We start from the raw sequence: 24,855 nt of genomic DNA, 5'->3' as shown, positions 1-24,855 counted from the left end.
ATTAAAAAACCTGAAGCCATCGCTTCAGGTTTTTTAAAATTCTTTGTTACAAGTATTTTCTTGATGGTAGATCTTTTTTTCTTTTCTAAAAACCAGGATATCCTGATTTCTACCGGTGTGGGTAAAACCATTATTGATCAATACTTTTTGTGATGGGATGTTGTCTTTATCACATTGGGCTTCGATTCCTTTTACTTGATCGTTCTTAAAGGCCCATTCACAGAGACCTTCGACTGCCTCTGAAGCATACCCGAAACTCCTCTCGGAAGCGACCACGTGATACCCAATTTCTACATTGCCTTCAGGGTCAGGCTTCCCTTTAAACCCTATATCACCGATGACGTGATCCCCTTCAGAATCTATCATTACCCATGGTCCAAACCCAAGTTCCTCGGTATCATTTTCTAAGCGCTCCGCATACATAGGCATTAGGGCTTTCAAACCATTATGGGGCCAGTTCTTATTCCATGGCAGCTGAAATTTATAATAGAACGCAAGCGAATTCTTCATCAACGTTTGGGCAAGATCGAGGGTGATCGGGAAAAGCTGCAACCTCTCTGTTTTTAATTTCATCTGGTCATCCTTTCCTTTTTATGTATATGGAAAACTTCATCGTATTCCAACATACCCTGCCTCACCCAAATGTAAACTAAAACAACGAATCGTTTTTACGATTCGTTGTTCATCTTATGTTCCCAATATAGCTTTGATCATGCTTGTTGTCTTTCCCCCATCATAAATAATATAAAGGAGTAAATAAACAGCCACTCCTGTAATAGCTGTAAAGAACCAAATGATACTTGTCACCGGTCCTATTTTTTCATGTTTTTTGATTTTACGATTAAAAGCAAAGGTTAATGTCACGATCCCAAACACTGCTCCAACAGTTGCCAGTAAGATATGAAAAACTAAAAAGATCGTATAAAAGGCCTTTATATCATCCGGACCTCCGAAACTTGTATTACCTACAAAGATGGTCCGGCTGGCATAAATAATAAAAAAGATTAACGCACTAATCGCTGCTGCAATCATCACTTTTCGATGCGAGCTTTTTCTATTTTTAATGATCAACACCCAACCGGCAGCAACGAGTACGGCGCTCAATACAATGAAAAATGTACTCAATGTCGGCAATAATGGCATATTTCCACCTCTTCCCCTCTAAACAACGTTCTAAGAATCCGTTTGTAACTGATTCGGTAATGGATCAATCGTATCTCTTTCTTTGTTGAACCAGCTGAAGAAAATATAAGCAATGATTGCCCCAAAAATAATCTCTTGTGTGACTTTCATAATAATTCCACCAAGCTGTTGATCTTCAATCAGCGGCATCGTTGTAAAATAATTGGGGCCATTTAAGTTCGGTGAGATTCCATTCAACACATCTGCAGGCACACACAACGTCATCGCCTGCATCCACGCCCCAGCTTCAGAGTAAGTTTCGTAAAGCGGTGATCCGGCAAAAATGATTAAGCCGCATGCTGGTGTAATCAAGACCCCATTGGCGAAAATAAAACCAATCTTTAAGATTGGACTCAACCTGTCCAGTCGCTCCAGTGGAGGAAATACGGAAATCCACATACAAAAAGCAACAAACAAAATGGTTGTCGTAATCACAGCGTGTGCAAGTTCACTCGATTTCGCATAGTCAAAGATCACAGGCATGTGATACATAGAAAAAAGGGCGTTAAACAGCAATAGGGAAATAAGTGGACGTGTAAGTAAATGCAGGATCGATTTTATTCCTTTTGTTGCAAACACTTTCTTCCAAATCCATGTTGGTAACCCTTTAATAACTAAAATAGGAAACAATAAATAATAAATCGCCATTTGTGTCATATGGGCGGTAAACATGATATGCCCTAGCAAATCGACTGGGGAACCTTTAACGATGTATAAAAGCAGCATACCACTATAAAACATAAACTGTTGAGCCCCACTCGGACGCTCCGTACCTTTTTTACGACCAGGTCCTGTTATGTAAAAATAAAAAGCTGCTAGTAACAGAACGAATAGAAAATAATACGGACTCCACAAGGCTCGGAAGCCAAAAATTTGAAGTTCTAACCACATAGGTGCCTCACCTCAGATTGTTTACTTGTACTTCTTCATTTTACCTAATTATCGTCAAAAAAACGAGTATACATAAGGAATTCCTACGATTGTTCATAATTTAGTCATATCTATATGTACTAAGAATGAACGTTCGGAAACTGTTTACACTCCTCTCCAATAAGGGACCAGACTAAAATTTTCAGAGCAATGAAAAAAGACCGGCAGCACCGGTCTTTTTCCTTATTAGGTTTTATCAGCTTTAGGATTACCACCAGATGATGGATGTGAAGGTGATGATGGTTAGTAACGCAACGGCTGCGCCACCATACATCATCAATGCAACCATATCATGCCCTTTGTTCTTCATATGCATGAAGTAATAGAGCTGAAAAGCTACCTGGACAACAGCCAGAATGATCAACGTTGGAATGATGAAGTAAGAGTTCACTTCCATAATGACCATACCGAATGCGATTAATGTAAACAGGATCATCAAAGCGAATGTAAGAACCTGTTGTTTCATTTCTTCGCGGTGCTGTTTCTTTTCAAATTCTCTGTGATGCACAGGTTTGGAATGTGTGTTATCTGCCATGGATTAACCCACCTTTCCCATAAGGTACACAACTGTGAAAATGAACACCCATACAACGTCGATGAAGTGCCAGTACAAGCTTGCAATATAGAACTTCGGCGCGTTGTATAAGTTTAATCCACGCTTCTGGTTTCGGAGCATCAGTGATACAATCCAGCATAATCCAAAGAGAACGTGTCCCCCGTGGAAACCAACAAGCGTATAGAAAGCAGAACCAAATGCTGAAGAGCGGAATGTAAATTCATAGTGGTGAATATAATGGTAAAATTCATAAATCTCCATTCCAAGGAATCCAAGTCCTAAAACGACTGTAATTCCTAACCATATCTGCATCTTCTTAAAGTCTTGATTCTTCATGTGATACATAGCATAAACACTCGTTAAGGAACTTGTCAGAAGGAGCATTGTCATGATGAACACAAGCTCGAGTCCAAATAAATGCTCAGGTGTATTCTCCCCCTGTGTGGACCCATTCAATGCAAGGTACGTACCGAAAAGACTTGCGAATAGAACAGTTTCTCCGCCAAGGAAAAACCAGAATCCTATAAATTTGTTTTTGCCTTCAAGGGTGGCTTTTTCCGGATCGTGCGGCATATGTTTTGGATTGAGTACATCTTCAGAACTCATGATTTGCCAACCCCCTTCTTAATATCTTCTTCCAGTTCTTCTTTATGAATATGGTGACCCAGATCATCTTTAAGGGAACGCGTTAGCATAGAGCCCAATGTAATAGCCATACCCGCGAACACCGCAATCAACCATGTGGGATCATCCACTTGGTAGATAAAGCCGAAACCAGCAATAAACAAACCAAGTGATATTGTAAACGGAAGGATGGATGCATTTGGCATGTGAATGTCACCAAGCGGTTCGGCAGGTGTCATGCCCTCTTTACCATCCATTTTTTCTACCCATAGTGGATCCAGACCACGAACCAGTGGTGTTTGAACAAAGTTATAGTGTGGAGGCGGTGATGGAATCGACCATTCAAGCGTACGACCACCCCAAGGGTCTCCACTCACTTTCTTCTCTTTGACAGAAGTATAGATGACATTGATCAAGAAAATGATCGTGCCAAGTGCCATCAAGAAGGCACCTGCTGTACTAATGATATTCCCTGTGGCAAGACCTTGTCCTTCCTGGAAAACCCAATAACGACGAGGCATACCCATTAATCCTAAGAAATGCTGGATAAAGAAAGTTAAATGGAAACCGATAAAGAACGGCCAGAAGGCCAACTTGCCAAGCTTCTCATTTAGAACTTTACCGAACATCTTCGGCCACCAGTAGTGCAGAGACGCAAATAGACCAAAGACTACACCACCAACGATAACATAGTGGAAATGACCAACTACAAAGTATGTGTCATGATACTGGTAGTCAGCTGCAGCTGCGGCAAGCATAACCCCTGTCATTCCACCGATGGTAAATGATGGGATGAAGGCCACAGACCAAAGCATGGCCGATGTCATCTTAATTTGACCACCCCACATCGTGAATAACCAGTTAAAGATCTTGATTCCTGTAGGAACCGCAATCGCCATCGTCGCTACAGCAAAAATAGAGTTAGCGATCGGTCCCATACCAACGGTGAACATGTGGTGAGCCCATACCATAAATCCTAAGAAACCAATTAACACAGTTGCGAATACCATCGCTGAGTATCCGAATAGACGTTTCTTGGAGAAGGTGGAAAAGATATCACTGAAAGCTCCGAATAACGGAAGAATCAGTATGTAAACTTCCGGGTGACCGAAAATCCAAAATAGGTGTTCCCAAATAATCGCATTACCGCCGAGGCCTACATCGAAAAATGCAGATCCGAACATGCGGTCAAACATCATAAGGAAAAGTCCAACGGTCAGTGCAGGGAATGCAAAGAGAATCAACGTACTTGTTACAAATGTAGACCATGTGAACAATGGCATACGCATGTAAGTCATTCCAGGAGCTCTCATATTGACGATGGTCACTAGGAAGTTAATCCCACCGATTAATGTTCCAGCCCCCGAAATTTGCAGCCCCATGACATAGTAATCTACCCCGTGTCCCGGAGATATCGTTGATAACGGAGCATAGTTCGTCCAACCAGCATCCGGTGCCCCGCCTGTAAACCAAGACACGTTCAGCATCAGCCCACCAAACAAGAACAACCAGAAACCTAAGGAGTTCAAGAATGGGAAGGCAACGTCCCTCGCCCCGATTTGTAAAGGGACAACAGCATTCATCAAGGCAAAGATGAGCGGCATGGCAGCTAAGAAAATCATTGTCGTCCCATGCATTGTGATCATTTCATTGTAAAGTCCAGCAGAGATGAAGTTATTGTCCGGCTTCATCAACTGGATCCGAATTATCATGGCTTCGAGCCCACCGATTAGGAAAAACAGTCCCCCAGCGACCAAGTAAAGATGTGCAATCTTCTTGTGGTCTACTGTCGTTAAGTAATCCCAAATCACAGCGCCGAGCCCACGTTTTTGTGCTACTGCAGTACTCACGCTTTAACCTCCCTTTTCAACCTCTTTCTCATAATTACTCTTCAACACTTTGCACTGGAAGATCCTGACCTACATCCGAGTGCTGCAATTCTAATAGATAATCAGCAATCTTACCTGCTTCTTCTTCCGTGACTAATTCAGATGGCATTTGGTTGCCAGGTTTGACCTCGTCCGGATGTACAATCCACTCTACGAGATTTTCTTTGGATGGCTCCAAGATCCCGGCAATCTTTTCACGGTTCCCGAAGTTACCCAAGTTTGGTCCCACACCAGCTGACGCGCCACCAATTGCGTGACAGCTCATGCAATTATTGTTAAATAACTCTTGGCCTTCTTGAGCGGATGCTGTTTCAGGTGTCGCTTCAGGATCGATATTCTTCATGTCTTCCACCCATTGTTCATATTCATCCGGGCTGACAGCGACAACTTTGAAATACATCAACGAGTGTGAAGGTCCGCAAAGTTCTGCACAAAACCCTTCGTAAACGCCTTCTTCATAAGCTTCTAAGTACATGGTGTTCATGTTTTCTCCAGGGTTGGTATCCATTTTCCCTGCAATAGCCGGGACCCAGAAGGAATGGATTACATCACTGGATTTCATGTTTAAGTATACCCTTTCATTTGTTGGGATGTAGAGTTCCTGACTAGTAGATATTTCTTCACCTGAATAGTCAAACTGCCACCAATATTGATTACCTGTGACATCCACCGTAATTACACCTTCATCCTCTTGCGTCGATTGGTCGGCAAGGTCGAAGGTCGCCTGAACAGTAGGGATGGCTAAAACTAGTAACAGGATGATTGGAATGACTGTCCAAATCACTTCCAATGCTTTGTTCCCTTCTGTTTGTTTTGGAACGATGTGTTCCTGCCCTTTCTTCTCTCGATAACGGAGAAGAACAAAAGCATAAATGGCCATAACAATTACGAAAACGAAAATCATAATCGCAATACTGATCAACATAAGATCAAACAATAATTCCGAGCCATACCCTTTTGGTTTCAATGCACTAATGTTCTCAATACCACAACCGGTAAGGAGCATGGTAAGAGCACCGAATAAGAATAGTGAACGGAATTTACCCATCCAACCTCTCATGCGTGATACCTCTCTTTCTATTGAAATACATTTTTATTTTAGAAACTGACCTCTAAGGTAGAGGTCAGTTCTTTAAAATGGGAATGGCAATGTGACGATGACCATCATAAAGAACATGATCGTCAGATAGTTCAATGAAAAAATGAACATCCATGTCGCCCATTTGTAATCATCTTTCATAAAGAAACCTGCAATTCCTAGAGCCAGCCAGCCGATGGAAAGTACATAGGCGATCACAAGAAAGATTGTTCCTAGTGAAGCTAAGTATATCGGTAATGGAAGGAGACATGCGACATATACAACAATTTGCCGTTTTGTCATCTCAAATCCATGAACAACTGGCAACATGGGAACCCCAGCAGCCTTATATTCATCTTTCTTTTTCATTGCCAAAGCCAAAAAGTGAGGCGTTTGCCAAATGAACATAATAAGAAACAGGATTATTGCTTCCAATTGAAGCCCAGGGTCGATCGCAGACCATCCAATCAGGGGTGGTACAGCTCCGGAGAAACTGCCAACTACTGTATTGATGGTGTATTTCCTTTTTGACCACATTGTATAAAGCACAACGTAGACAAACCAACCAAATGCCCCCCACACGGCTGCCTGCCATGTAGTTAAAAGCAAAGTGACAAATCCTATAATTGAAATACTGATCCCCAATGTTTTTATAAATGATAAAGACATCGTTCCTGTCACTGTTGGACGACTGCTCGTCCGTGACATCACCGGATCAATGTCTCTGTCATACCAATTGTTAAGAATACAACCGCCGGCAATTACGAAAGCGGTTCCGAGCATTGTCAGTAGAAATGTGACCCACTCATCAATAAAGGATGTTCCCGTATAATAGAGCGCCAGCCAAAATCCAGCGAAAGTAGTAATTAAATTAGAGTTAATGATACCGACTTTGATCAAGCTCTTTATATCAGCTAACAAAGAATGGCCATTGGTTTCTTTTTGGATCATTTCTGTAGAAGCAGATTCGACTGTTCTTGGATTGTCCATCGTTATATCTTCCTCCTTCTACCTCCCTCAATACAAGAGCTTATCAATCAAATGACAATGACCTTTCACTGAGGGGTGTTTCCACACTTGCCACATAGTAAGATGACAAGAAACATCAAAATAATTATATCACGTAATTGTTATTGTATCTATTTAAACTCGACAATTTTATTCTTTTGTGACAACTTTGTGAAACACCACTTTCTTTAGTATCTACCATTCTTCAAAAATTTAACGCTTATTCCTAGAATGAGCTTAGTTTTCAAGAGCCATTAGAAGAGCACACCTTTATATTTCTAGCAAACACTGACAAACATTGCAAGTTTTTTTCACGTTTTTTACAGATTGTTTTTTGACAAAAATCGTGTTTCCTAAGGGGGTGGCTCTTACTTAAATGGTAATGGGCATTCGAAAGGACACGGGGACCTGCCGTTCATATGGAGGATTCTTTTCATCATCAGTTAAAGTTCTCGTAACTGTCCTGGTGCGTATCCTCCAGCTCTCTTCTATCTTACTTCTTTCATTTCCCCTTCAGAAATCCGGAGTGTGAACGTTTCGTGAATCCTTCCCCCAAAAAACTCGAAGATTGTTACTCTGAGACTTCTTCAAAAACGCTATCAAAAAAAGCGTGCAAACCTCAGTGGTTCACACGCTTTAGCCAAGCAAGTTTATTCGAATTCAAGCAACAAGTCACCAACATGAATGGCTTCATTATTATCCACATACACATCCTTGATGACCCCATCAAACGGAGCCTGGACGGTCGTTTCCATTTTCATGGCTTCTGTAATCATGAGATGATCACCCTTTTTCACTTTTTCCCCTTTCGTTGTCAGTACTTTAATAACGGTACCCGGCATCGTCGCTCCAATATGTCTATTATTGGACTTGTCTGCTTTTGGTCTTTGCTGGACAGTTGCTTTTACATTCTCGTCCTTAACTACAACTTCCCGAGGCTGACCGTTTAATTCAAAATAAACCGTCCGTGTACCATCGATTTGGGGCTCGCCGACAGAAACAAGTTTGACAATTAACGTTTTCCCTTGTTCAATCTCGACTTCGATCTCTTCCCCGAGCCTCATTCCATAGAAAAAGGTAGGTGTATCAAGTACGGACATGTCTCCATACTGTTCACAGAATTTATGGTGATCCATAAATACTTTCGGATAAAGAGCATAGCTGATCATATCAAAACTAGTGACTTGCCGGTTCAATGAATGGAATAATGTTTCTTTAAGATTATTGAAATCGACAGGTTCCAGCAGTTCTCCCGGGCGGACGGATATGGGCTCGCGTCCTTTCAATATAATTCGTTGGAGTTCTGCAGGAAAGCCCCCATATGGCTGTCCGAGATACCCTTGGAAAAATTCTACCACGCTGTCAGGAAAATCAAGTGATTCCCCTTTCTCATAGATATCATCTTCATTCAAATCATTTTGCACCATGTATAAGGCCATGTCCCCAACAATTTTGGAGGAAGGGGTTACTTTAACGATATCCCCAAACATATCATTCACTCGGCGGTACATTGTTTTTACTTCATCCCAGCGGTGACCAAGTCCAACAGCCTTCGCTTGCTGCTGGAGATTACTATATTGCCCTCCTGGCATTTCATGTTCATACACTTCGGTATGGGGAGACACCATGCCGCTCTCAAAATCCTGATAGTATTTTCTAGTATCTTCCCAAAAATGTCCCAGTTCCTCGTACGCCTGGATATCTACATTTGGTTTGCGTTCACTTCCTTCAAGAGCATAATAAAGACTGTTAGCACTTGGCTGTGAAGTTAACCCAGCCATCGATCCTGTCGCTACATCGACGACATCCACACCTGCTTCAATCGCTTTAGCATAAGTAAACAATCCATTCCCACTTGTATCATGAGTGTGCAGGTGAATAGGAATATCGATGGTCTCTTTTAATGTGGAAATCAACTGAAAGGCAGCTTCCGGTTTCATCAAACCGGCCATATCTTTAATGCCTAAGATGTGAGCTCCTGCATCCTGAAGTTCCATGGCAAGTTGTTTATAATAAGCGAGATCATATTTTGGCCGACCAGTATCAAGAATGTCTCCTGTATAACACATCGACGCTTCCGCAACTTTTCCACTTTCGCGCACAGAATCAATCGCTAGTTTCATGCCCTCCACCCAGTTGAGACTGTCAAAGATCCTGAAAACATCAATGCCAGCGCTTGCACTTTTTTCTACAAATTCACGAATGACGTTGTCTGGATAGTTTTTATACCCTACGGCATTCGAAGCTCTCAACAACATTTGAAAAAGGACATTCGGTGCCTTTGTTCTCAGTTTTAATAAACGTTCCCAAGGGTCTTCATTTAGGAAACGGTATGATACATCAAATGTAGCCCCGCCCCACATCTCAAGGGAGAAAAGTTCGGTAAGCAATCGTGCCGTCGGTCCAGCAATATTTTCTAAATCCTTCGTTCTTACCCGAGTAGCCAGCAACGACTGATGGGCATCCCGGAAGGTCGTATCGGTCAGAAGAACTTCATGACGTTCTTTCACCCATTTCGCGAGGCCTTCGGGTCCCCTTTCATCCAGAATCTGTTTCGTCCCCTCCGGCATCGGAGCGGAGTGTTTAATGTCAGGAATTCTCGGTTTTGAATAAGTAGGTTTTTTTCTATTTCCATACCCCTCAAATCCATTGATGGTGCGGTCAGCAATATAAGATAGCATTTTTGTACCACGGTCTTTTCGTTTTGGAAAAACGAATAATTCTGGAGAGCGGTCGATAAATGTCGTGTCGTATTCACCTGAAAGGAATTGCTTATGCTGTACGACATTTTCAAGAAAAGGAATATTTGTTTTGATGCCGCGGATCCGGAATTCTTTCAAATTTCTGACCATCTTATGCGCAGCTTGATCAAAACTAAGGGCCCATGTAGACAGCTTAACGAGCAAGGAATCATAGTACGGCGAAATAACCGCACCCTGGAATCCATTCCCTGCATCCAGACGCACACCAAAGCCGCCTCCAGAACGGTAAGCCATAATTTTCCCTGTGTCTGGCATGAAATTATTTAATGGATCCTCTGTCGTCACACGAGACTGAATGGCATACCCATGTGTATAAATATCCTCTTGGGTCGGAATTCCAATACGGCTGCTATGCAAACCATATCCTTGGGCAACTAGAATCTGTGTCTGAACAATGTCCACCCCTGTAATCATTTCCGTGATCGTGTGTTCTACCTGGACACGTGGATTGACTTCAATAAAGTAAAATTCGTCCCCCGTGACAAGAAATTCCACGGTGCCGGCATTGATATATTTCACATTATCCATAAGTTTGACAGCTGCTTGACAAATCGCCTCTCTCACTTCATCATTCAGGCTGACACTCGGGGCTATTTCAACGACTTTCTGGTGTCTTCGCTGAACAGAACAATCCCGTTCATATAAGTGCACAATTTCTCCGTCCATGTCTCCGATAATCTGCACTTCTATATGTTTGGGTTCTTCAATAAGCTTTTCAACATAAACCTCATCACTACCAAAAGCTGCTTGTGCTTCTGAGCGAGCTCTGTCATAAGATTCTTCCAGAGTGGCCGCACTTCGAACTACACGCATTCCGCGGCCGCCGCCTCCCATGGCTGCTTTTATCATGAGCGGGTAACCATGCTGATCACCGAACTCCCGTATTTCATCCAATCCACTGACAGGACCGTCACTACCAGGGATAACTGGGATATGGGCTTGTACGGCCTGATCTCTTGCTTTCACTTTATCGCCGAACATATTCAAATGTTCACTCGTTGGTCCGATAAAGGTAATGCCTTCTTCTTCACAACGACGGGCAAATTGAATGTTCTCAGATAGGAACCCATAACCAGGATGGATAGCATCTACGTCTACACTTTTAGCTATTTCAATAATTCCTTCAATATCCAAATAGGCATCGATCGGCTTTTTCCCTTCCCCGATCAAATAGGCTTCATCTGCTTTATAACGGTGATAAGAGCCTGTATCTTCTTGTGAATAGATAGCGACTGTACGAATGTTCAATTCGGTACAGGCTCGAAAGACTCGTATAGCAATTTCACCACGATTTGCAACTAAAACTTTGTTGATTTTTTTCACATTTGCCATAATTCCACTCCCTGATTGTCTGTGTTTTAGGAATTTGAACGTGCTTCTATAAGGTTTCTCTATTCTGTTCCAAAATTCCTTCTAATCTGACAATTTTGATAGAGAAAATAAAGTTTCACGTTAAACAGGGAGATCTTTAGAAACAAAAAAAGAACTCAAATTACAACATTTCCTGTCGCAATTTGAGTTCTTATATTAGGATTCCTGTGCAGCCTCATGTAAAACGTTCAATTGTTTCTCAAGGTTATCCAAAAGGGCTTTTCCTTCTTCGTCGCTGATTAAATTCAAGCGAACCGCAAAATGGATTTCGCGGGATAATCCAAACATCTGTGTATCTAAAACTTCTTCGTAAAGTGGACATTGAGGCATAGTCAAATTGTCCATCTGTACTTTTATCAACCTTAATATTTTATCAGCGTCAGCTTTTAGAAGGGCATAGGCTTTCTCTCGATGATCCACAGCCACATCAGACAACATAAAATCCCCTCCATATACAAGTCATTCTTTTAATCATCTTATCGTTTAACTCGATAAATTGCAAGATGGAATAAGTATCTCAAAAGATTGACAGGTCATAACGGTTCGAGAGGATTTCAAGCAAGCGGAGTCCGACAACACTATTTCCCTTTTCATCAAGACTGGGGCCATAAACCGCGATGCCGCCAAATTCGTTTAAAGAGGCTAAGACAGAACCTGAGACTCCACTTTTAGCGGGAATTCCTACTTTAATTGCAAACGAACCAGAAGCATCATACATTCCACAAGTCACCATAAATGTCTTACAAATCCGGGCCAGATGTTTCGGGATGATCCTCCGCCCTGACTGAATGTCTTGCCCGCCATTCGCCAGCAATGCTCCCATGCGGGCAAGTTGGCACACATTCACTTCAATAGCACACTGCTTGGTATACGCATCAAGGGTTTCTTCCACACTCCCTGTGACAATTTGGTGCTGCTTCATATAAAAAAGAAGGGCTCTGTTTAAAAATGCCGATTCAAATTCGGATACAGCGACTTCCTCGTTATATTTAATCGAATGATCATCTGTCAATTCATGGATGAAGCTAAGCAGACGGCCCACTTTTTCATCTGGTGTGTCCCCATGAATCATGTTCGTTACAGCTAGTGCCCCTGCGTTGATCATAGGATTAAGCGGCTTTGTGGGGCTCTGTTCCAAGCGATAAATGGAATGGAACGGATCACCTGTAGGCTCCATGCCTACACGATCAAACACATAATTTTCTCCATTATCCATAAGTGCTAACGCTAGGGAGATTACCTTCGATATACTTTGAAGGGTAAACCTCACTTCTGTCTTCCCTGCTTCTACCGTATCGCCATCCAGGTAATGAATGGCGACCGCAAGATCTTCAGGGTTACTTCGGGATAATGCGGGAATGTAATTGGCCACTTGACCATCATGAGCATATGACCGAACATTCTCAAGCCAGGCTTCTAAAACACTTTCTGATATATCTTTTATCAATGGAATCAGCCTCCTTTAATGAAATCGAATTCATTTTTTGCTATGATTTTGAATGAGTGACTTTTTACTATTCGAAAGGTGGCCTCAGCCATGATTGTCCAAATAGCAGGTAATGTAAAGTTCCCGATCACCCTTGATCCGACGGTTTGGATCTTTGACGACAGAAAAAAAACTTTTTCTGAAGTTTTTGAAGGAGAGGAAATAAAACCAGAATTCACAGAGGAAGATGAATTAAAACGGCAGTCCACGCGTTTTGACAGAGAAGTTTACCAGCAAAAAATTAACCCGCCCGTCAATAAAAGTATCAATCGTTATGAAAAACAACGGATTCTCAAAGGCACATTCCTCATGCCGTTACAACCTTTCTTACATACGAGTGAACCAGCTCCGGATGTCAAAAGAGCAATTCTTGTCACAGACAATGGTGAAGAAACCATTGATGCCGAAGAATTAGCTGATTCCCTCCTCTTGTTTGCTGAGGATGGAAAACCATTACAAGAAAAAGGGCCTGTTCATCTTTACTTTAAGGACGGTTCTAACCAGTCCGCGCCGATCAAAGGAATTAAGAAAATTGTATTACAGTAAACAAATGGGCAGCTTTTAAAGCTGTCCTCTTTGTATATTATCTTCAAGCTGACGCAGGCTATAAATAAAAAAAAGTGGTGGTTCCTTTGAAAAAGTTATTATTGTCTACAACCCTTTTATTATTAGCTGCCTGCCAGCAAAATGGCGGTGAAGAGTCGCTCCTTCAAGAGCGGCAGAACGATCCAAAGTTGAAATATGTGACTGATTCAGATCCTGTAGAAAAGAAAGACATGAGCAACCAGCAAGCAGCCCGTCACCTAGCTAAATTAGCCGTACAGGTTCCCGATGTTCATGATGCAACCGCAATCGTCCTTGGCCAATATGTTGTCGTTGGCATTGATGTCGATAAAGACCTTGACCGCTCCCGTGTAGGAGTAGTCAAATATTCCGTCGGTGAAGCTTTGAAGCACGATCCATATGGAAAACAAGCAACGGTTGTTGCTGATGCTGATGGCGTTGAACGATTACGCGGTCTTGGTCAAAAAATATCAGAAGGTCATCCTGTCGAAGCAGTGACAGATGAACTGAGTCAAATTGTTTCCCGGTATATGCCAGGTGGTTCAGTTGAAGAACAGCCAAACTCAAATAAAAACCAGGATTCGGTCCCTAAAGAGGACAAAGAAGAGCTTGAAAAAATTGAAAAGGACCAATCGAAACAAGAATAAACGAAAAGAAAAAAAACAGCTAAATCCTCGTAAGGATTTAGCTGTTACTTTTCTCAAGAATTTCTCTTTCTTTTTCCGTTAATTCATTATAATATTGAACACCGAACTGAGACCCTTCCGCTACCATATCTGAATTATCTAAGCTGTCCGTTTCTGGTTGACCAGCTTCTTCAATTGGCAGGTCGTCCGATTTCCCAAAACTATCCTGGATAGATTTTGCTTTGTCTTTCATTTGATTACGCGTGTCCTCATCTTTCATGAAATAAGCAAGTGTTCCTCCGGCTACTGCTCCTACAGCTGTAAAGATCCAACGCTTTCTCATAATATCATCCTTTCCTGAACTTCTGTCATTACAGTTCCCCAACTTTAAACACCTCAAACGTGAAAAGTTCATCTATTTATAAAAAATAGAATATGTTAAACTATATGTAATCGAATGGAAAAATAGAGGTGAAAAAGATGCGTGTACAATGCGTTATTTGCGATAAAATAGAAAAAATAGAGAGCTATTGCCTACAAGCAAAACGTCTGAGGAATCGCAGGATTCACACGTACATGTGTCAATCCTGTCATGATCGTATAGAAGAGAACACAAAAAAACGGTTAGCCACAGGAGACTTCCGTTTTAACAGAGAACGAAAAAAAGAAAAGCATTTAAGTTGATAGGAAAACCCCCTTCCGCGGTCAGGAAGGGGGTTTGATGTTATGAGGACTCATTCTGCTGCCTGGCCCCTCGTTCTTTATGGAGCCTCAGCCTGTAAATTCCAAGAATCAAGGCCGCAACAAACAGGCTTTCCGGAATCGGTAAATTTAAACCAAGAATCAACGTCAATACAAACGTTCCAATAATTAATACACCATAGACCACAATGGTCTTCATTAAAGGTAATTTTCTTGCAAAACCAAGTTTAAATGTAAGGATGGCCAGAATGACCGTCGTTAAGTATAAAAGCATGAAAGAGCGAAATAACATGGAAACTTCGCTTTCATCATTTAAATTTACTTCACTACCAAATCCTCGGAAAAAGAAATCAGCCACAGGCCATAAATCCGTTGGGACCGGTAATGTGGACATATCGTTCATGATGTTCCTCCTCATGATTACCCTATTCTTTTTCTATGATACTAGAAAGGCTTCACGGATGCTACCCGTGAAACCATTTTCATTATTTAGACAAATCCTTTATAATAGACTTGAATTGAGGTGAGCCTATGAAAAATTTCCATATGAATACAGCCTTGTTAGCAAGTCTGGTTATATTATCCTTTGTTGCTGTCGGCTTTGCCATCGGGCAGGAGATATTCTGGCTGGCAGGGGTACTTTTCTTTTTAGGGTTTGCGCTCATGAGCGTAGGTCTCAGAAGGAAGCGGAAGCACCAACAACAAACGTCTTGACCGGCTATGTAAAAAACATGGAGAAAGCGACCTTCCCCAAAAGGTCGCTTTCTTTTATTTCTTCAGACGAACATATCCAGTAGATATTTCTTCATGAATATTCGGCCGGCTTGCGAGCACAGTGGTTTTATTTAGAAGGTCTAGTTCTTCCCTGTCGGCCCGGGTAACGATTCCACCTACTTCACGAACAAGTATACTACCCGCGGCATAATCCCAAGGCATGAGAGTCATGGTTAAGTAACCATCCAAAAGCCCTTCTGCGACAAATGCGAATTCCAGTGCTGCGGACCCATACGATCGGGTACTTCTTAATTTCTTCACAAGGTCCTGCATTCCTTGATGTTCGACATGAGGATTTTCTGGAATCATCCATGATGTATTAAGGGCTAGAATGGATTCACTTAAAGGACGCTCTTCATCGAGCATGGGAAGTTTATGCTCATTTTTGTATGCCCCTTCTCCTCGTCTGGCTGTATAAAGAGTTTCTTCCATTACATTGTAAATGAGGCCGATCTCACCTACTCCTTCATAATAAATTCCGATGGAGATGGCAAAGTTCCTCTTTTGATGCACAAAGTTCATCGTTCCGTCAATCGGATCAACAATCCAGACGGTTCCGCCAAGATCCTCTATTTCATCACCGAATCCTTCTTCTCCTAATAAATAGTGGTCTTGATAGGTTTCGTTAATTTTTTGGGCGAAAAATTGTTCTGTCTCCTGGTCCATTTCCGTGACCAGGTCGTTCGGGTTGGATTTTGTTTCAATGGATCGAGGCGAATCAATTTTCGATTTGATCCGTTCACCAGCTTCCAGGATCCAAGCTTTTGCATGATCAAAAATCTCGTTCTTTTTCTGTTGATCCATAACATCGTACCCCTTTTATCAGTCTTATCCTTTATCGTATCAAAACCTAAACAATATTTCATCAAAAGTGCAACTCCCCTCATAACCACTCTTCCAAATAAGCCCCTTTATCCAGAATACTCATTTTCAGATGATGAGGATATTCCCACTATGTTAGACAGTGTTTGGAGGTCCGGGAAATTATTCGTTTTCCGGGACCTCACCTGTCATGTCCATCCCACAGGGCTTTAGCCCGCAAAAGCTTGCCAGTTCCTACGCAGGAAAGATACTTCATCTAAAAACCTACAAAAAAAACGAGCAACTTTATTGTTGCTCGCTTTTATAAAGACCATTCAATCAATTGCTTACGAAGTTCAGAGAGCCTTCTTTTTGTTTTCTTCATTTGTTCGACGTCCCCGGCGATCATTGCATCATGCAAAGTTACCAATTCGTAATCAATTTCCATACGGATTACCGGGAGCTTCTCTTCAGCTTCTCTTTTACGCAATGCTTCCATGACATGTTTCACTGCCAATCCCTCCCTTTCAAATCCTTACTCTATATATATGTGTCGATTGGAGCAGAAGTTTCAATTAGATTACTTAATATGTAACCCATTTTTACTCCATTCAAACCCTCGAACACATGACTTAGTAAGGAAGAAATGTTGTGGTAAAATAAGGGGCGAGAAAATCGAGAGGTGATAGAATGACGACATTTAAAGGATTTACCCAAGAAGACTTTGACGTATTTTCCATTCCCGGACTTGAAAATAGAATGGAGGCATTAAGAGAACGCGTTTCTCCAAAACTTGATGCTCTAGCAACTGAACTAGCCCCTGATGTAACGGCGATGACAGGGGATGAGATGTTTGTACATGTGGCCAAACATGCACGCAGAAAAACAAACCCGCCTAACGACACATGGGCAGCGCTTGCTTCTAATAAACGTGGGTACAAAAAGCTTCCCCACTTTCAAATTGGCTTATGGGAAACTCATGTCTTCCTGTGGTTTGCTGTCATTTATGAAAGTCCAATTAAAAAGGATTTCGCCTTTGAATTGGAACAGCACAAAAATGAGGTGCTCCAACATATTCCGGAAGATTTTGTCTGGTCGGTGGATCATATGAAGCCTGACAGCATCCCCCATTCCAAAGTAGACGAGGACAAGTACTTGAGCATGACCGAACGTCTGAAATCCGTTAAAAAAGCAGAAATTTTATGCGGAAGAAATATTGAACGCGGGGATGAACGTCTGAAGGATCCAGAATCATTTTTAGCCTTGTGCAAAGAAACCTTCCAAACTTTGGAACCCTTATACCGCTATACGAAACAAATAGAACGGGAATAATCTCGGCGAGCTCCTATCAAGATTATTGATTACGCATAGACAGGAGGCTCCCCTCTTCAACTCATAGACCATAAAAAAAGGCGCACCTATTGGCTGCGCCTTTCGTTTACATTTTTACTTTATCCCCTTTAGTGAGTGATTTCGCCTGTTTGACAGCTTGATAGCAGGAGTAGCCTGACTCTTTTTCAAATTGCCCGCAAAGCGTCTTTTCTTCACTCTTGGACGGGACGATTTGTTTGAATCGTGTATAGGCTAACATCAACTCATCACGATCCACACCATTTTCATAGGCCTGTTCGACCATACTATAAAAATTGACAACATCAATGATTTCTTCTTTTGTCCAATATACTTCATCAATGGGATAGGTGTAACTCATTTTTCTCCTCCTTATTAGCTCCAATGCCCCCGAATGGCTTCCGCTTCTGAAAGCATCCGTTTGAACAGTTCAGAAACTGTCGGAACATCCTGGATTCGTGATGCCACCTGACCAGCCCAACCGAATCCATATTCTTGTAGTCCATCATGGATAAACTTTTTATTCGCCTGCCCGCTGATATAGGACTTCAAGCCTTCAAAACCGACTTGTTGGGCTTCCATTTCTAAAATACGATGGGTCCAATTATTTTTCAAGGCACGAGCAGGTGCTTTCAAACTCCGTTTAATAACCGTTGTAGATGTTTCATCAGCTTCCACCAGTGCTTTTTGATAATCAGGATGGGCATGGACGCATTCTTTCGTTGCAATAAAGCGGGTTCCCATTTCAACTCCATCCGCTCCAAGGGCAAGAGCAGCCATTAATCCACGGCCGTCCCCTATACCACCTGATGCGATGACAGGGATATCCACGGCATCCACCACTTGTGGAGTCAGGACAAAGGTTCCGACATCATCACGCCCAAGGTGGCCGCCGCCTTCTTGACCAACAACCATAACCGCATCCGCTCCCAGCTCCTCTGCTTTCACGGCCTGTCTGCGGGCAGCGACGAGCACGAGTGTCTTTATCCCTTTCCCTTCCACACGTTTCAGAACAGGGGCCGGGTTCCCTCCTGTGACTGATATGACCGGCACTTCCAAGTCAATCGCTACTTGGACCATTTCATCAAAAGGACGGCCATGTTGGCCGATGGCGAAGTTGACTCCGAACGGTTGCCGGGTTTTCTCTCTTATTTTAACAATCTCCTCTTTTAACTGTTCGGGTCCCTCCATACTCATGGCTGTCAGTTGACCAAGCCCGCCAGCATTAGAAACAGCTGCTGCTAAATCCGAGTAGGCTAAGTGAGCGAGCCCGCCCTGAATGATGGGGTATGTAATATCCAACAATTTTGTAACACGTGTATTCCATTCCACTTGCATCCCTCCCTTTCATTCATTTTATCATGATTAGAAAAAGGATACACAAAAGACTAGCCAGTTAGAAAGGAACCTGCTATAATTCATTTGCTTTTCTAATTTAAAGAGGTGGAAACACGAATGAACCAACACGAAACCCCCTTGTTTACAGGGTTACAAAAACATAGAGATCAAAATCCTGTTCCTTTTCATATCCCAGGACATAAAAGCGGCAAAGGAATGGATGAGGAATTCCGCTCATTCATCGGTGAAAACGCTTTGTCCATTGACTTGATTAATATTGAACCCCTTGACGACCTTCATCACCCGCAAGGAATGATCAAACAAGCGCAAGACCTTGCAGCAGAGGCATTTGGCGCGGATTATACCTTTTTCTCTGTTCAAGGGACTTCAGGTGCGATTATGACAATGATTATGAGTGTCTGTCATCCTGGTGATAAAATCATTGTTCCGAGAAATATTCATAAGTCTGTGACGACTGCCATTATTTTCTCAGGTGCGAAGCCTGTTTTTATTCACCCAGAATTGGATGATCGATTCGGGATTTCTCATGGAATCACTTCAGAGGCTGTTAAGAAAGCTTGTGAAGCTCATCCTGATGCTAAAGGGTTACTGGTAATTAACCCGACTTATTTCGGTATTTCTTGTGACTTAAAAGAAATCGTGAGGATTTCTCACCGTTTTGATATTCCTGTTCTGGTCGATGAAGCGCACGGCGTGCATATCCATTTCCATAAGCGTCTTCCCCTTTCGGCCATGCAGGCAGGTGCAGATATGGCTGCAACGAGTGTCCATAAACTCGGAGGGTCCTTAACTCAGAGTTCCGTATTGAATCTAAGGGAAGGCTTGGTTTCCCATGAGCGGGTTCAGTCCATTCTTTCCATGCTTCATACGACTTCGACTTCTTACATTTTGCTGGCGAGTCTTGATGCAGCCCGAAGGCACCTCGCCATTCATGGAAGGGAATTAATGGAGAATACTCTTTCGTTGGCTGATGAAGCGCGTCACAGACTTAACCAAATTTCCGGCATCTATTGCCCGGGCATAGAAATGCTGACAAGTACCGCTACCATCGATTTCGATCCAACGAAACTTATCATTTCTGTTAAAAAACTTGGATTATCCGGTTATGATGTAGAGGTATGGCTGAGGGACAATTATAAGATTGAAGTCGAGCTCTCTGATTTATACAACATCCTGTGTCTTATTACACCAGGGGACAGCCAAGAACAGATCGACCTTTTGGTGAAGGCGTTGGAAGAACTTTCCGAAGAACGAGGCGATACAGAAGAACTGGAGAACATCCCTGTGAAAGTACCGGAAATACCTGTGCTATCTTTATCTCCTAGGGAAGCTTTTTACTCTACTACAGAAACTGTTTTCTTAAAAGAGGCCGTCGGTCGAATCAGTGCTGAATTTGTAATGGTCTACCCCCCTGGAATCCCCATTTTCATTCCAGGTGAAATTATTACACAAGAAAATATTCACTATATTGAGGAAAATGTAGAGGCAGGTCTCCCTGTGCAGGGACCAGAAGACGATACACTAGAAACGATTCAAGTCATACGTGAACAACGGGCTTTTCAATAAACGAAAGTTCTCCTGAACAAATAGAAAGAACCAGACGCTCGCTCGTCTGGTTCTTTCTGTATGCTTCTTTTTTGTCCCCGATCAATAGCCCGACCTTTTTATTTCTCTTTTGGTTTGTTGCAAGTTGGACATGTGCCGTAGAGAGTAGCGACCTTTTCATTTTCGTAGTGCTCGATTACCTTCTGACAGTCTTGACATACGATTGTACCCATTCATATCCACTCCTTATCCTGTAATCGCTTTCAGTATATGTTTATTTTAATATGACATAAACTAAAAATCAAGCCCAAAAGTATATCTTTTTATAAATTGTGACATACTAATGAATTCCACTCTTCCTACTATATGATGCAGAAGGCCTTTTTAGCCCACAAAAAGGTCATCGCCAGTCATTTTAATGATAATCAAACAAAAAAAGACCACTCCTACGAGTGATCTTTAATGGTTTATGGTGTTTTAATAAGAGCCGGGTCTAATAGGTCATACCCCTTTTCACGCAGACCATCGATGATTTCCCCCAAGGCCCCATTTGTCCATTCCCGGTCGTGCATAAGCAGGTTGGCTCCATTGTTGAGAAGAGGGGTATTTACCATCATATCTGCTAATGCGGAAGCATCCTGATACTCACTTTCCCAATCGTAGCCATACGTCCAGTTCATAACCAGCATATTTTCTTCCGCTGCCAACTGTTTTGAGTAATCCGTATTTTGGCCAAAAGGAGCCCGGAAGAATTTAGGGCGCTCTCCAATAATCTCTTCAATTTTGTCATTTAAACCGACCATTTCCTCATGTTGTTCTTCTTCACTTATATCCTGGAGGCTAGCATGAGAGGCTGTATGGTTTCCAATAGCAAAACCCATGTCATGAATTTCTTTCAGCCTCTTTTTTCCCTCCTCTGTCTCAATAAAATGGCCATTCACAAAAAAGATGGCCGGGGCCTCTTTTTCTTTTAACGTTTTTGCCATTTCTACAGCGTAGGTATCTGGCGCATCATCGATCGTTATAAGGGCGACTTGCGGATTGGCATCTGAGATGGGCTGAATCGACCAATTTGCAGTCAATTCATATTGAGGCTCAACTGGCTCAACTGGCTCAGCCTCCTCTTCCTTTGTCTCCCCATGATCTTTAGCTCCCGTTGACTCTTCTTCCTCTACCTTTTCCGACACTTTCTCTTTCCCTTGATATTCTTCCTGTTCTTGCACTTCTTCACTTTTCACTCCGGAACAAGCAGTCAGCCAAAAAAGCACGAGAAACAGGAAAGCCGTCCATTTTTTCATGGGTTCCCTCCACTGTTATGTATTTCCACTTTCTCCATTATATAAGATGATTCAACATTTTATCTATCGTTTTTGGGTAATTTATTATATAATGATATATCGTGGTCCAGAGACTTCTTACATATGGGTGATTAAATGCTTCAATCTTTGAAAAAATTCAAAATTTTAGGAAGCCGCACATTGAAAACAGGGATTTCAGTTTTTTTGACTGCATTGATTTGTGGTTTTTTTAATTTACCCATCATATTTGCTGTTATCACAGCCATTGTGACGATTGAACATACAGCCGCTGATTCAATAAAAAAAGCAGCTGTACGTTTTCCTGCATCCGCCATCGGAGCATTGCTTGCGACTACTTTTTACGGATTGTTCGGTAAAGGTGCCTTAACATTTGCTCTCGTAGCGATGGTGACGATTGCTGTCTGCCATAAATTGAAACTGGATGACGGAATATTAGTAGCTACAATTACGGCTACTGCCATGATTCCCGACTTTCAGGATCAATATATTGTTTCGTTTTTCACAAGATTGGGTACTACTTCCATTGGGATCATCATCTCGACATTTGTGAATTTTTTCCTTCTGCCTCCGAATTATTCACCTATGATTTACAAAAGCATCAACGGTTTGTATAATCAAGCTGGCCTGCTTCTCCAACGAATAATATCTGAGGTTACGGCAGAATCTAAAGAGAAAACTCGTGCCATCCAAAGGTCATACCGCCAACTGACGGCACTTTTGGAAAGGACCAATCAACTTTCTCAATACCAACGAGAAGAATGGAAATATCATCGTCATTCAGAGGAAGAAATGGTAGCATTTCAACTTTCACAAAGAAAATTAGCGGCATTTCAGCAAATTGCTTACCACTTGGGCAACTTGCAGTATGTCCAAACAAAAGCCTCTGATTTTACAGAAAAAGAGAAAGAACTTTTGCATGCCTTAACGAAAGAGTATGTGCAAGTATTAGGCGACCCTACACATTCGATCAGCGAAAAACAGTTCGAAATGGTGAATAAGTTGGATGATGCATTCTGGAAATGGAAAGAGGAGCATGTCGTGAAGCAGACAGGTTACCGTCACCATTTACCACCGCAGACGATCTTAATTTATGAGCTTCTCTGTTTTCATGATGTATTGGAAGAACTACAAAATATTTCAGAAAAACAGAAAACCCTCGTAAAGAAATGTTATTTACCTGATCGTTCGTGACTTGGCGGAAAAATGAATATTTACTTAGGAGGGAAGTCAGTAATGAATCAAGTAACAAAAGTGTTTTACATTTCGGTTGTTGTCGCCCTATTATTTATTGGTTGGGGGATTGTTCCTGAGACAACATTACCGACATGGAACTTATCTAATGTAACTTCGAGTATTCAAGGTTTCTTAACAGAGAAGTTTGGATGGTTCTATTTATTATCAGCCACTGGATTTTTGATTTTTGCTATCTTTTTGGTCTTCTCAAAATACGGAAAATTGAAGTTAGGTAAACCTGACGATGAACCGGAATATCCTTACATTACATGGTTTGCTATGTTATTTAGTGCTGGAATGGGCATTGGTCTCGTATTTTGGGGTGCTGCAGAACCACTTTCCCACTTCCATACACCACCGGTTCCAGGTCAGGAAACGATGAGTGAAGAATCGGCTCAATCAGCTATGAAGTACACATTCTTCCACTGGGGATTGCACCCTTGGGCCATTTATGCAGTATTAGCTCTAGCACTTGCCTACTTTAAGTTCAGGAAAGATGCCCCTGGTGTCATCAGTGCGGCTTTGACCCCTGTTCTGGGCGAAAAAAGAGTCAAAGGGCCAATTGGTACTTTCATTGACTTCATCGCTGTATTTGCCACGATTTTCGGTGTAGCGACATCTCTAGGACTTGGGGCCCTGCAAATTTCAAGTGGACTAGCCTTTACGGTGGATGGACTTGAGGATACATTCGGTCTTCAATTGACGATCATTGCTATTGTGACCGTTCTTTTCATGGTTTCTGCCATGACTGGATTAAACAAAGGGATCAAGTACTTGAGTAACACGAACGTTGTATTAGCCATCGTCCTCATGGTATTTATGTTATTTGCAGGACCGACGAACTTTATTATGGATTATTTCACAACAACATTTGGGTCATACATTCGTGACCTTCCGTATATGAGTTTTCGTCTGACACCATTTGCAGAAGATAATTCATGGGTACAAAATTGGACTATCTTCTACTGGGCTTGGTGGATTTCCTGGGCTCCATTCGTTGGAACCTTCATCGCTCGCGTATCGCGTGGACGTACAATTCGGGAATTCATTCTTGGAGTCCTTCTCGTACCAACTATTTTCGGTGCGCTCTGGTTCTCTGTGTTCGGTGGGACGGCCATCTCCCTTGAGTTCTTCAATGGTGTCGACATTTTTTCAGACGTCAGTGCACTTGGTACAGAAGTAGCTCTATTCTCTATGTTGGAGAACATCCCAATGGGTGCGATTATGTCCATTATCGGTCTATTGCTAATTAGTACATTCTTCGTAACGTCTGCGGATTCAGCAACATTCGTACTAGGTATGCAGACAACTAATGGCAGCTTGAACCCGAAAAACCAGGTGAAGTTCACTTGGGGGATTATTCAAGCAGGAGCAGCGGCTGTGCTGTTATGGCAAGGCGGATTAGGCGCTCTGCAAACGGCAGCCATTATCGCGGCTTTTCCATTCACTTTCATTATGATTCTCATATGCCTCTCCCTATTCAAAGCATTCCAGGAAGAAGCTAAGAAAGTGGATTTGAAGAAGAAGTCAAGATAATATGGTAAAGGAACCCAGAAATGTCTGGGTTCCTTTTTTTTATGGTCGAAAGAATAATAGGGATCTCTCTTCTTCTTTGTGCATAAAAATAGGATTTGCAATGGGCAAATGAGGGGCATTCGAATACATAGTAAAATAAATCTATAAAGGGTATGTCAGA

Annotated in this window: 27 protein-coding genes; 8 read left to right on the top strand and 19 right to left on the bottom strand. The window is 42.1% G+C overall.

The genetic code is table 11. The features are described from left to right. Positions 1-33 precede the first annotated feature (33 nt). The 11 genes from BLW54_RS08065 to glsA form a co-directional block, all read right to left on the bottom strand. Positions 34-573, bottom strand: a complete 540-nt coding sequence (locus BLW54_RS08065) for a GNAT family N-acetyltransferase (RefSeq protein ID WP_074733885.1) — start codon at positions 571-573, stop codon at positions 34-36. 114 nt (positions 574-687) lie between these two features. Beyond that, positions 688-1,143: a DUF420 domain-containing protein gene (locus tag BLW54_RS08060; protein WP_035505591.1), complete on the bottom strand. Its 456-nt coding sequence runs from the start codon at positions 1,141-1,143 to the stop codon at positions 688-690. A gap of 30 nt (positions 1,144-1,173) precedes the next feature. Further along, on the bottom strand, positions 1,174-2,073 hold the full coding sequence (gene ctaG / locus BLW54_RS08055) for a cytochrome c oxidase assembly factor CtaG (protein WP_074733883.1): 900 nt from the start codon (positions 2,071-2,073) through the stop codon (positions 1,174-1,176). A gap of 247 nt (positions 2,074-2,320) precedes the next feature. Continuing rightward, complete coding sequence (gene ctaF, locus BLW54_RS08050; RefSeq protein ID WP_035505596.1) at positions 2,321-2,647, bottom strand: cytochrome c oxidase subunit IVB; 327 nt, start codon at positions 2,645-2,647, stop codon at positions 2,321-2,323. Between the two features lie 3 nt (positions 2,648-2,650). Beyond that, complete coding sequence (locus BLW54_RS08045; protein WP_074733881.1) at positions 2,651-3,274, bottom strand: cytochrome (ubi)quinol oxidase subunit III; 624 nt, start codon at positions 3,272-3,274, stop codon at positions 2,651-2,653. Beyond that, complete coding sequence (gene ctaD, locus BLW54_RS08040; protein ID WP_035505599.1) at positions 3,271-5,142, bottom strand: cytochrome c oxidase subunit I; 1,872 nt, start codon at positions 5,140-5,142, stop codon at positions 3,271-3,273. The genes BLW54_RS08045 and ctaD overlap by 4 nt, the downstream gene beginning before the upstream one ends. Before the next feature lie 34 nt (positions 5,143-5,176). Further along, the gene (gene coxB / locus BLW54_RS08035; protein WP_074733879.1) at positions 5,177-6,241 is read right to left on the bottom strand and encodes a cytochrome c oxidase subunit II; all 1,065 of its coding nucleotides are present in this window, start codon (positions 6,239-6,241) and stop codon (positions 5,177-5,179) included. 72 nt (positions 6,242-6,313) lie between these two features. Continuing rightward, the gene (cyoE, locus tag BLW54_RS08030) at positions 6,314-7,249 is read right to left on the bottom strand and encodes a heme o synthase (RefSeq protein ID WP_035505603.1); all 936 of its coding nucleotides are present in this window, start codon (positions 7,247-7,249) and stop codon (positions 6,314-6,316) included. A 668-nt stretch (positions 7,250-7,917) separates the two neighbouring features. Then, a complete protein-coding gene (pyc, locus tag BLW54_RS08025) occupies positions 7,918-11,361 on the bottom strand; it encodes a pyruvate carboxylase (RefSeq protein WP_074733877.1) in 3,444 nt (1,147 codons plus the stop codon). Positions 11,362-11,556: 195 nt separating this feature from the next. Next, positions 11,557-11,838: an Fpa/YlaN family protein gene (locus tag BLW54_RS08020; protein WP_392387188.1), complete on the bottom strand. Its 282-nt coding sequence runs from the start codon at positions 11,836-11,838 to the stop codon at positions 11,557-11,559. 79 nt (positions 11,839-11,917) lie between these two features. Continuing rightward, a complete protein-coding gene (glsA, locus tag BLW54_RS08015) occupies positions 11,918-12,847 on the bottom strand; it encodes a glutaminase A (RefSeq protein WP_035505608.1) in 930 nt (309 codons plus the stop codon). Positions 12,848-12,937: 90 nt separating this feature from the next. Here glsA and BLW54_RS08010 point away from each other — a divergent pair, with 90 nt between their 5' ends. Next, positions 12,938-13,432 (top strand): molybdopterin-binding protein, encoded by a 495-nt coding sequence (locus BLW54_RS08010; RefSeq protein WP_074733875.1) that lies wholly within the window; start codon positions 12,938-12,940, stop codon positions 13,430-13,432. Positions 13,433-13,518: 86 nt separating this feature from the next. Next, positions 13,519-14,097, top strand: coding sequence for a YhcN/YlaJ family sporulation lipoprotein (locus tag BLW54_RS08005; protein ID WP_083391493.1), 579 nt, complete (start codon positions 13,519-13,521; stop codon positions 14,095-14,097). A gap of 37 nt (positions 14,098-14,134) precedes the next feature. On the opposite strand, the gene BLW54_RS08000 is transcribed toward BLW54_RS08005, so the two are convergent. Beyond that, positions 14,135-14,419 carry a YbyB family protein gene (locus tag BLW54_RS08000; RefSeq protein WP_074734132.1) on the bottom strand — a complete coding sequence of 95 codons (285 nt, stop codon included), beginning with the start codon at positions 14,417-14,419 and terminating at the stop codon, positions 14,135-14,137. 137 nt (positions 14,420-14,556) lie between these two features. Here BLW54_RS08000 and BLW54_RS07995 point away from each other — a divergent pair, with 137 nt between their 5' ends. Continuing rightward, positions 14,557-14,760 carry a YlaI family protein gene (locus BLW54_RS07995; protein ID WP_074733873.1) on the top strand — a complete coding sequence of 68 codons (204 nt, stop codon included), beginning with the start codon at positions 14,557-14,559 and terminating at the stop codon, positions 14,758-14,760. A 40-nt stretch (positions 14,761-14,800) separates the two neighbouring features. On the opposite strand, the gene BLW54_RS07990 is transcribed toward BLW54_RS07995, so the two are convergent. Next, complete coding sequence (locus BLW54_RS07990) at positions 14,801-15,181, bottom strand: YlaH-like family protein (protein ID WP_074733871.1); 381 nt, start codon at positions 15,179-15,181, stop codon at positions 14,801-14,803. Positions 15,182-15,309: 128 nt separating this feature from the next. On the opposite strand from BLW54_RS07990, the gene BLW54_RS07985 reads away from it, so the two are divergent. Continuing rightward, positions 15,310-15,492 carry a hypothetical protein gene (locus tag BLW54_RS07985; protein ID WP_035505614.1) on the top strand — a complete coding sequence of 61 codons (183 nt, stop codon included), beginning with the start codon at positions 15,310-15,312 and terminating at the stop codon, positions 15,490-15,492. Between the two features lie 54 nt (positions 15,493-15,546). Here the strand turns inward: BLW54_RS07985 and BLW54_RS07980 are convergent, their stop codons facing one another. Further along, the gene (locus BLW54_RS07980; protein ID WP_035505616.1) at positions 15,547-16,356 is read right to left on the bottom strand and encodes an inositol monophosphatase family protein; all 810 of its coding nucleotides are present in this window, start codon (positions 16,354-16,356) and stop codon (positions 15,547-15,549) included. 319 nt (positions 16,357-16,675) lie between these two features. Next, positions 16,676-16,864 carry a YkzI domain-containing protein gene (locus tag BLW54_RS07975; protein ID WP_035505618.1) on the bottom strand — a complete coding sequence of 63 codons (189 nt, stop codon included), beginning with the start codon at positions 16,862-16,864 and terminating at the stop codon, positions 16,676-16,678. Positions 16,865-17,043: 179 nt separating this feature from the next. Between BLW54_RS07975 and BLW54_RS07970 the strand changes: the two genes are divergently transcribed. After that, positions 17,044-17,685, top strand: a complete 642-nt coding sequence (locus BLW54_RS07970) for a YktB family protein (protein WP_074733869.1) — start codon at positions 17,044-17,046, stop codon at positions 17,683-17,685. A 106-nt stretch (positions 17,686-17,791) separates the two neighbouring features. On the opposite strand, the gene BLW54_RS07965 is transcribed toward BLW54_RS07970, so the two are convergent. Then, positions 17,792-18,064: a UPF0223 family protein gene (locus BLW54_RS07965; protein WP_035505623.1), complete on the bottom strand. Its 273-nt coding sequence runs from the start codon at positions 18,062-18,064 to the stop codon at positions 17,792-17,794. A gap of 14 nt (positions 18,065-18,078) precedes the next feature. Continuing rightward, entirely contained in the window at positions 18,079-19,035 is a 957-nt protein-coding gene (locus BLW54_RS07960) for an NAD(P)H-dependent flavin oxidoreductase (RefSeq protein ID WP_074733867.1), read from the bottom strand. A 123-nt stretch (positions 19,036-19,158) separates the two neighbouring features. Here BLW54_RS07960 and BLW54_RS07955 point away from each other — a divergent pair, with 123 nt between their 5' ends. After that, on the top strand, positions 19,159-20,628 hold the full coding sequence (locus BLW54_RS07955) for an aminotransferase class I/II-fold pyridoxal phosphate-dependent enzyme (protein ID WP_074733865.1): 1,470 nt from the start codon (positions 19,159-19,161) through the stop codon (positions 20,626-20,628). Between the two features lie 98 nt (positions 20,629-20,726). Here BLW54_RS07955 and BLW54_RS07950 read toward each other — a convergent pair whose 3' ends face one another. Beyond that, positions 20,727-20,840 (bottom strand): GapA-binding peptide SR1P, encoded by a 114-nt coding sequence (locus tag BLW54_RS07950; protein WP_074733863.1) that lies wholly within the window; start codon positions 20,838-20,840, stop codon positions 20,727-20,729. Positions 20,841-21,074: 234 nt separating this feature from the next. Next, complete coding sequence (locus BLW54_RS07945) at positions 21,075-21,905, bottom strand: polysaccharide deacetylase family protein (RefSeq protein WP_074733862.1); 831 nt, start codon at positions 21,903-21,905, stop codon at positions 21,075-21,077. A gap of 135 nt (positions 21,906-22,040) precedes the next feature. Between BLW54_RS07945 and BLW54_RS07940 the strand changes: the two genes are divergently transcribed. Together BLW54_RS07940 and BLW54_RS07935 are read left to right on the top strand one after the other, a co-directional pair. Beyond that, on the top strand, positions 22,041-23,117 hold the full coding sequence (locus tag BLW54_RS07940) for an FUSC family protein (protein ID WP_035505631.1): 1,077 nt from the start codon (positions 22,041-22,043) through the stop codon (positions 23,115-23,117). Between the two features lie 42 nt (positions 23,118-23,159). Further along, complete coding sequence (locus tag BLW54_RS07935; RefSeq protein WP_035505633.1) at positions 23,160-24,695, top strand: glycine betaine uptake BCCT transporter; 1,536 nt, start codon at positions 23,160-23,162, stop codon at positions 24,693-24,695. Positions 24,696-24,855 lie beyond the last annotated feature (160 nt).

The sequence above is a fragment of the Halobacillus karajensis genome (assembly GCF_900108515.1).
Taxonomy (GTDB): domain Bacteria; phylum Bacillota; class Bacilli; order Bacillales; family Halobacillaceae; genus Halobacillus; species Halobacillus karajensis.
This window is presented reverse-complemented; position numbering and strand designations above follow the sequence as displayed.

What these genes read in the sequence shown, in the direction of transcription:
- BLW54_RS07985 (WP_035505614.1), top strand. Translation starts at nt 15,310, where the DNA reads ATGAAAAATTTCCATATGAATACAGCCTTGTTAGCAAGTCTGGTTATA.
- BLW54_RS08010 (WP_074733875.1), top strand. Translation starts at nt 12,938, where the DNA reads ATGATTGTCCAAATAGCAGGTAATGTAAAGTTCCCGATCACCCTTGAT.
- ctaF (WP_035505596.1), bottom strand. Translation starts at nt 2,647, where the DNA reads ATGGCAGATAACACACATTCCAAACCTGTGCATCACAGAGAATTTGAA.
- BLW54_RS08045 (WP_074733881.1), bottom strand. Translation starts at nt 3,274, where the DNA reads ATGAGTTCTGAAGATGTACTCAATCCAAAACATATGCCGCACGATCCG.
- BLW54_RS07980 (WP_035505616.1), bottom strand. Translation starts at nt 16,356, where the DNA reads ATGGATCAACAGAAAAAGAACGAGATTTTTGATCATGCAAAAGCTTGG.
- BLW54_RS07995 (WP_074733873.1), top strand. Translation starts at nt 14,557, where the DNA reads ATGCGTGTACAATGCGTTATTTGCGATAAAATAGAAAAAATAGAGAGC.
- coxB (WP_074733879.1), bottom strand. Translation starts at nt 6,241, where the DNA reads ATGAGAGGTTGGATGGGTAAATTCCGTTCACTATTCTTATTCGGTGCT.
- BLW54_RS08065 (WP_074733885.1), bottom strand. Translation starts at nt 573, where the DNA reads ATGAAATTAAAAACAGAGAGGTTGCAGCTTTTCCCGATCACCCTCGAT.
- pyc (WP_074733877.1), bottom strand. Translation starts at nt 11,361, where the DNA reads ATGGCAAATGTGAAAAAAATCAACAAAGTTTTAGTTGCAAATCGTGGT.
- BLW54_RS07990 (WP_074733871.1), bottom strand. Translation starts at nt 15,181, where the DNA reads ATGAACGATATGTCCACATTACCGGTCCCAACGGATTTATGGCCTGTG.
- cyoE (WP_035505603.1), bottom strand. Translation starts at nt 7,249, where the DNA reads ATGGACAATCCAAGAACAGTCGAATCTGCTTCTACAGAAATGATCCAA.
- BLW54_RS07970 (WP_074733869.1), top strand. Translation starts at nt 17,044, where the DNA reads ATGACGACATTTAAAGGATTTACCCAAGAAGACTTTGACGTATTTTCC.
- BLW54_RS08060 (WP_035505591.1), bottom strand. Translation starts at nt 1,143, where the DNA reads ATGCCATTATTGCCGACATTGAGTACATTTTTCATTGTATTGAGCGCC.
- BLW54_RS07950 (WP_074733863.1), bottom strand. Translation starts at nt 20,840, where the DNA reads ATGGGTACAATCGTATGTCAAGACTGTCAGAAGGTAATCGAGCACTAC.
- BLW54_RS07935 (WP_035505633.1), top strand. Translation starts at nt 23,160, where the DNA reads ATGAATCAAGTAACAAAAGTGTTTTACATTTCGGTTGTTGTCGCCCTA.
- BLW54_RS07945 (WP_074733862.1), bottom strand. Translation starts at nt 21,905, where the DNA reads ATGAAAAAATGGACGGCTTTCCTGTTTCTCGTGCTTTTTTGGCTGACT.
- ctaG (WP_074733883.1), bottom strand. Translation starts at nt 2,073, where the DNA reads ATGTGGTTAGAACTTCAAATTTTTGGCTTCCGAGCCTTGTGGAGTCCG.
- BLW54_RS07940 (WP_035505631.1), top strand. Translation starts at nt 22,041, where the DNA reads ATGCTTCAATCTTTGAAAAAATTCAAAATTTTAGGAAGCCGCACATTG.
- BLW54_RS07955 (WP_074733865.1), top strand. Translation starts at nt 19,159, where the DNA reads ATGAACCAACACGAAACCCCCTTGTTTACAGGGTTACAAAAACATAGA.
- BLW54_RS08020 (WP_392387188.1), bottom strand. Translation starts at nt 11,838, where the DNA reads ATGTTGTCTGATGTGGCTGTGGATCATCGAGAGAAAGCCTATGCCCTT.
- BLW54_RS07965 (WP_035505623.1), bottom strand. Translation starts at nt 18,064, where the DNA reads ATGAGTTACACCTATCCCATTGATGAAGTATATTGGACAAAAGAAGAA.
- BLW54_RS08000 (WP_074734132.1), bottom strand. Translation starts at nt 14,419, where the DNA reads ATGAGAAAGCGTTGGATCTTTACAGCTGTAGGAGCAGTAGCCGGAGGA.